Here is a 5,439-nt window from a genome sequence, read left to right as displayed (position 1 = left end):
CGCTCGGGCGGTACCGAGGGCGGCCTCTCCACGGGTGAGCTGCTGCGGGTGCGGGCCGCGATGAAGCCGATCGCGACCGTGCCGCGCGCGCTGCGGACGGTGGACGTGGCCACCGGCGAGCCCGCCCAGGCCCACCACCAGCGCTCCGACGTCTCCGCCGTCCCGGCGGCCGGGATCGTCGCGGAGGCGATGGTGGCGCTCGTGCTCGCGGACGCGGTCGCGGAGAAGTTCGGCGGCGACTCCGTGCCGGAGACCCGCCGCAACGTGACGTCGTACCTCGACAGTCTGGCGATCAGGTGAGCGGCATGCCCGCGGTCGTGCTGGTCGGTCCGATGGGCGTGGGCAAGTCCACCGTCGGCCGACTGCTCGCCGAGCGTCTCGGCGTCGGCTACCGGGACACCGACGAGGACATCGTGGCGGCCCAGGGCCGCACGATCGCCGAGATCTTCGTGGACGAGGGCGAGGGGGCCTTCCGCGCGCTGGAGAAGGCCGCCGTACGGGCCGCGCTCGCCGAGCACCCGGGTGTCGTCGCGCTCGGCGGCGGGGCGGTTCTGGACCCGGACACCCGGGCGCTGCTGGCCGGGCACCGGGTGGTCTACCTGTCGATGGAGGTCGAGGAGGCCGTCCGGCGCACCGGCCTGAACGTGGCCCGCCCGCTGCTCGCGGTCAACCCGCGCAAGCAGTGGCGCGAGCTGATGGAGGCCCGGCGGCACCTGTACGAGGAGGTCGCCACCGCCGTCGTGGCGACGGACGGCCGCACCCCCGAAGAGGTCACGCAGGCGGCATGGGACGCACTGGAGTTGAAGCAGGTATGAGCGAGGCAGTCACCCGGATCCCGGTCGCCGGCACCGCGGGCACCGACGCGTACGAGGTGCTGGTGGGTCGTCAGCTGCTGGGCGAGCTCCCCGGGCTGATCGGGGAACAGGCCAAGCGGGTCGCCGTGATCCACCCGGAGGCGCTGGCCGAGACCGGTGAGGCGCTGCGCGCCGATCTGGCCGAGCAGGGCTTCGAGGCCGTCGCCATCCAGGTCCCCAACGCCGAGGAGGCCAAGACCGCCGAGGTCGCCGCCTACTGCTGGAAGGCGCTCGGCCAGTGCGGGTTCACCCGTACCGACGCCATCGTCGGGGTCGGCGGCGGCTCGACCACGGACCTGGCCGGGTTCGTCGCCGCGACCTGGCTGCGCGGGGTGCGCTGGATCGCCGTCCCCACCACCGTGCTGGCCATGGTGGACGCGGCGGTCGGCGGCAAGACCGGCATCAACACCGCCGAGGGCAAGAACCTGGTCGGCTCCTTCCACCCGCCGGCCGGCGTGCTGTGCGACTTGGCCGCCCTGGACTCCCTGCCGGTGAACGACTACGTCTCCGGGCTGGCCGAGGTCATCAAGGCCGGGTTCATCGCGGACCCGGCGATCCTGGACCTGATCGAGGCCGACCCCGAGGCCGCCCGCACCCCGGCGGGCCCGCACACGGCCGAGCTGATCGAGCGGTCGATCCGGGTCAAGGCGGAGGTCGTCTCCTCGGACCTGAAGGAGTCGGGCCTGCGGGAGATCCTCAACTACGGCCACACGCTCGGCCACGCGATCGAGAAGAACGAGCGGTACAAGTGGCGGCACGGGGCGGCCGTCGCCGTCGGCATGCACTTCGCCGCCGAACTGGGCCGTCTGGCGGGCCGACTGGACGATGCGACGGCCGACCGGCACCGCACCGTCCTGGAGTCCGTCGGCCTGCCGCTGCACTACCGCTACGACCAGTGGCCCAAGCTGCTGGAGACGATGAGGGTCGACAAGAAGTCCCGTGGCGACCTGCTGCGCTTCATCGTCCTGGACGGGCTGGCCAGGCCGACCGTCCTGGAGGGCCCGGACCCGGCCGTCCTCCTCGCCGCCTACGGCGAGGTCGGCCAGTAGGTCCCGGACCGTCCCCCCTGTATCCGGTTTCCGACTCCGATTCCCCTCGCCCACCGGGCACTTCGGGCCGCCCCCGGCCGTTTCACCAAAGGACGGCCGGGGACGGTACCGTTCGGTAGCGAGCGGGGCAGGCCCCGCCGCCGGCACGCATCGCCTGTACGAGACGGAGTGGCAACGGATGCAGCACGCAGTGGGGTCTCCGCTGCCGCCGCCCCACCAGCCGGGGCAGGGACCGGGCACCGGGTGGGCGCCGGCCGCACACCAACCGGGCGCGCATCCGGGCACCTCCCAGGGGACCGCCCCGGTGCCCCCACCGCCCGGGGTGCCGGGCTTCCCGGCTCCCTCGGGCCCCGTGCCGCCCGCCCCGCAGCAGCCCCCGGCCCCATCCGGGCCGGTGCCACCGCCCCCGCAGCACACCTCCGGCGGCCCGGCCCCCGATACCACCGGGCACGTCCCGCTGCCACCCGGCGGCCCGGTCGGCGCCCCCGCGGCGCAGCCCGCCGCGGCCACCGCGCCGGACCCGGCGGCCACCACCCTCGCCGTCCTGCTCATCGGCCCGGCCGGCGCGGGCAAGACCAGCGTCGCCAAGTACTGGGCGGACCACCGCCGCGTGCCCACGGCCCACATCAGCCTGGACGACGTCCGCGAATGGGTCCGCTCGGGCTTCGCCGACCCCCAGTCCGGCTGGAACGACCACTCCGAGGCCCAGTACCGCCTGGCCCGCCGCACCTGCGGCTTCGCCGCCCGCAACTTCCTCGCCAACGGCATCTCCTGCATCCTGGACGACGCCGTCTTCCCGGACCGCCCGGTCGTGGGCCTCGGCGGCTGGAAGCGGCACGTGGGGCCCGGGCTGCTCCCGGTGGTCCTCCTGCCGGGCCTGGACATCGTCCTGGAACGCAACGCCGAACGCACCGGCAACCGCCGCCTCACCGACGAGGAGGTGGCCCGCATCCACGGCCGCATGGCCGGCTGGTACGGCTCGGGCCTGCCGATCATCGACAACTCCCAGCTCGACGTCCCCGGCACGGCCCGCGTGCTGGACGAGGTCCTGGCCCGGGCGATCGCGAGCCCACCGAGCTGGTGACCGCACCGCCCGCCACCTGCCCCGCAACCCCACTCGGCCCCTACGAATCGGCACAAACCGCACAAAACTCCTACGCTCATCTCATGTCAGAGGTGTACGCGAACCGCCGATCCCGGCTCAGGGACCATGTCAACGCGGCCGGCACCGCGGCAGCGCTCGTCACCCGCCCGGCCAACGTCCGCTACCTCGCCGCCGCGGCCCCGCAGGGCGCCGCCCTGCTGCTCGGTCGGCGCGAGGACGTCCTGGTCTGCGCCGGCCCGCCGGACGACCGCCCCTACGAGGGCCGGCCGGACGAGAACCTGCGCCTGCACGTCCTCCCGGTGAACGACGGCGACGCGGCCGTCGCGGCGGCCGGCCTGGCCGCCGGTCAGGACGCCGACTCCCTGGCGGTCGAGGAACACCACCTCACCGTCACCCGGCACCGGGCCGTCGCCTCCGTCGCCCCGAAGCTCCGTCTCACCGACCTCGGCGGGGCCGTCGAGCAGCTCAGGGTGGTCAAGGACGAGGAGGAGATCTCCTGTCTGCGCATCGGTGCCGAGATCGCCGACCAGGCCCTCGGCGAGCTGCTGGAGTCCATCCTGGTCGGCCGCACCGAACGGCACCTCGCGCTGGAGCTGGAGCGGCGCCTGGTCGACCACGGCGCCGACGGGCCGGCCTTCCCCACCTCCGTGGCCACCGGACCGCACGCCGGCCGCCGCGGTCACCGGCCCACCGACCGGCGGGTGGAGGAGGGCGACTTCCTCTCCGTGTGCCTGGGCGCCACCTATCGCGGCTACCGCTGCGAGATCGGCCGTACCTTCGTCATCGGCACCTCGCCCGCGGACTGGCAGATCCAGCTCTACGACCTCGTCTTCGCCGCTCAGCGCGCCGGACGCGAGGCCCTGGTACCCGGCGCCGCCTACCGTGACGTCGACCGCGCGGCCCGTCAGGTACTGGACTCGGCGGGCTATGCGGAGGCCCTGCAACCGCTGACCGGCCACGGGATCGGACTCGAAATCGACGAGGACCCGCAGCTGGCTCCCTCAGCCATGGGTAAACTGGACGCTTGCGTGCCGGTCACCGTCGAACCGGGGGTCCACCTCCCGGGCCGGGGCGGAGTCCGGATCGATGACACGCTCGTCGTACGCCCCGAGGCGGACGGCGGACCCGAGCTACTCACCATCACGACCAAGGAGCTGCTCGCCCTCTAGACAGGTGCGTGCGCCGGGGTCGTACGTCAGTCCAGGAGATTCCGCAACCGTGGCTTCCACGAACGACCTCAAGAACGGCCTGGTGCTCAAGCTCGAAGGCGGCCAGCTCTGGTCCGTCGTCGAGTTCCAGCACGTCAAGCCCGGCAAGGGCCCCGCCTTCGTGCGCACCAAGCTCAAGAACGTGCTCTCCGGCAAGGTCGTCGACAAGACCTTCAACGCCGGTGTCAAGGTCGAGACGGCCACTGTCGACAAGCGCGACATGCAGTTCTCGTACATGGACGGCGAGTACTTCGTCTTCATGGACATGCAGACGTACGACCAGCTGATGGTCGACCGCAAGGCCGTCGGCGACGCCGCCAACTTCCTCATCGAGGGCTTCACCGCCACCGTCGCCCAGCACGAGGGCGAGGTGCTCTTCGTCGAGCTGCCGGCCGCCGTCGAGCTGGTCGTCCAGGAGACCGAGCCGGGCGTCCAGGGCGACCGCTCCACCGGTGGCACCAAGCCCGCCACCCTGGAGACCGGCCACCAGATCCAGGTCCCGCTCTTCATCACCACCGGTGAGAAGATCAAGGTCGACACCCGCACCAGCGACTACCTCGGCCGGGTGAACAGCTAACCGTGGCTGCCCGCAACACGGCCCGCAAGCGCGCCTTCCAGATCCTCTTCGAGGGCGACCAGCGCGGCGTCGGCGTCCTGACCGTCCTCGCGGACTGGGTCCGGCTCTCCCGGTCCGACACCCGGCAGCCGCCGGTCAGCGAGTACACCATGCAGCTGGTCGAGGGCTACGCCGAGTACGCCAGGCGGATCGACGAGCTGATCGCCCAGTACGCGGTGGGCTGGACGCTCGACCGTATGCCGGTCGTGGACCGCAACCTCCTCCGGCTGGGCGCGTACGAGCTGATCTGGGTCGACGAGACCCCGGACGCCGTCGTCCTGGACGAGATGGTGCAGCTGGCGAAGGAGTTCTCGACCGACGAGTCGCCCTCGTTCGTCAACGGCCTGCTGGGCCGCCTTAAGGAGCTCAAGCCGTCCCTGCGCCGGGACGAGGCCTGACCGCCCGACACACCATCGTCGAAGGGCCCGCAGCACGCCCGTGCTGCGGGCCCTTCGACGTACCCGCAGCGGGAACGCGGGGAAAACGCCGCCGGGGGGGGGGGGGCCCCCCGGGGGGGGGGCCCCCCCCCGGCCCGGGGGTGGGGGGGGGGGGGGGGGGTTGTGCCGGGGGGGGGGGGGGGGCCCCGCGGCGGCGGGGGCCGGCCCCG

7 protein-coding genes are annotated in these 5,439 nt (G+C 73.2%); all 7 read left to right on the top strand.

Annotated elements, in window-relative coordinates; genetic code table 11:
- A partial coding sequence (locus ACZ3ZD_RS35875; protein ID WP_467407233.1) for a chorismate synthase occupies nt 1-300 on the top strand: 300 nt, incomplete at its 5' end.
- Between the two features lie 5 nt (nt 301-305).
- The gene (locus ACZ3ZD_RS35870) at nt 306-815 is read left to right on the top strand and encodes a shikimate kinase (protein WP_467407231.1); all 510 of its coding nucleotides are present in this window, start codon (nt 306-308) and stop codon (nt 813-815) included.
- Entirely contained in the window at nt 812-1,903 is a 1,092-nt protein-coding gene (aroB, locus tag ACZ3ZD_RS35865) for a 3-dehydroquinate synthase (RefSeq protein WP_467407227.1), read from the top strand. Before ACZ3ZD_RS35870 ends, aroB begins: the two co-directional genes overlap by 4 nt.
- A gap of 178 nt (nt 1,904-2,081) precedes the next feature.
- Nucleotides 2,082-2,987 carry a Pro-rich N-terminal domain-containing protein gene (locus ACZ3ZD_RS35860; RefSeq protein ID WP_467407225.1) on the top strand — a complete coding sequence of 302 codons (906 nt, stop codon included), beginning with the start codon at nt 2,082-2,084 and terminating at the stop codon, nt 2,985-2,987.
- An 83-nt stretch (nt 2,988-3,070) separates the two neighbouring features.
- A complete protein-coding gene (locus tag ACZ3ZD_RS35855) occupies nt 3,071-4,177 on the top strand; it encodes a M24 family metallopeptidase (protein WP_467407223.1) in 1,107 nt (368 codons plus the stop codon).
- Between the two features lie 49 nt (nt 4,178-4,226).
- Nucleotides 4,227-4,793: an elongation factor P gene (gene efp / locus ACZ3ZD_RS35850; RefSeq protein WP_280888353.1), complete on the top strand. Its 567-nt coding sequence runs from the start codon at nt 4,227-4,229 to the stop codon at nt 4,791-4,793.
- A 2-nt stretch (nt 4,794-4,795) separates the two neighbouring features.
- Nucleotides 4,796-5,230, top strand: coding sequence for a transcription antitermination factor NusB (gene nusB / locus ACZ3ZD_RS35845; protein WP_467407220.1), 435 nt, complete (start codon nt 4,796-4,798; stop codon nt 5,228-5,230).
- The last annotated feature ends 209 nt before the right edge of the window (nt 5,231-5,439 follow it).

This window comes from Streptomyces sp. NPDC023481 (assembly GCF_055560195.1).
This window is presented reverse-complemented; position numbering and strand designations above follow the sequence as displayed.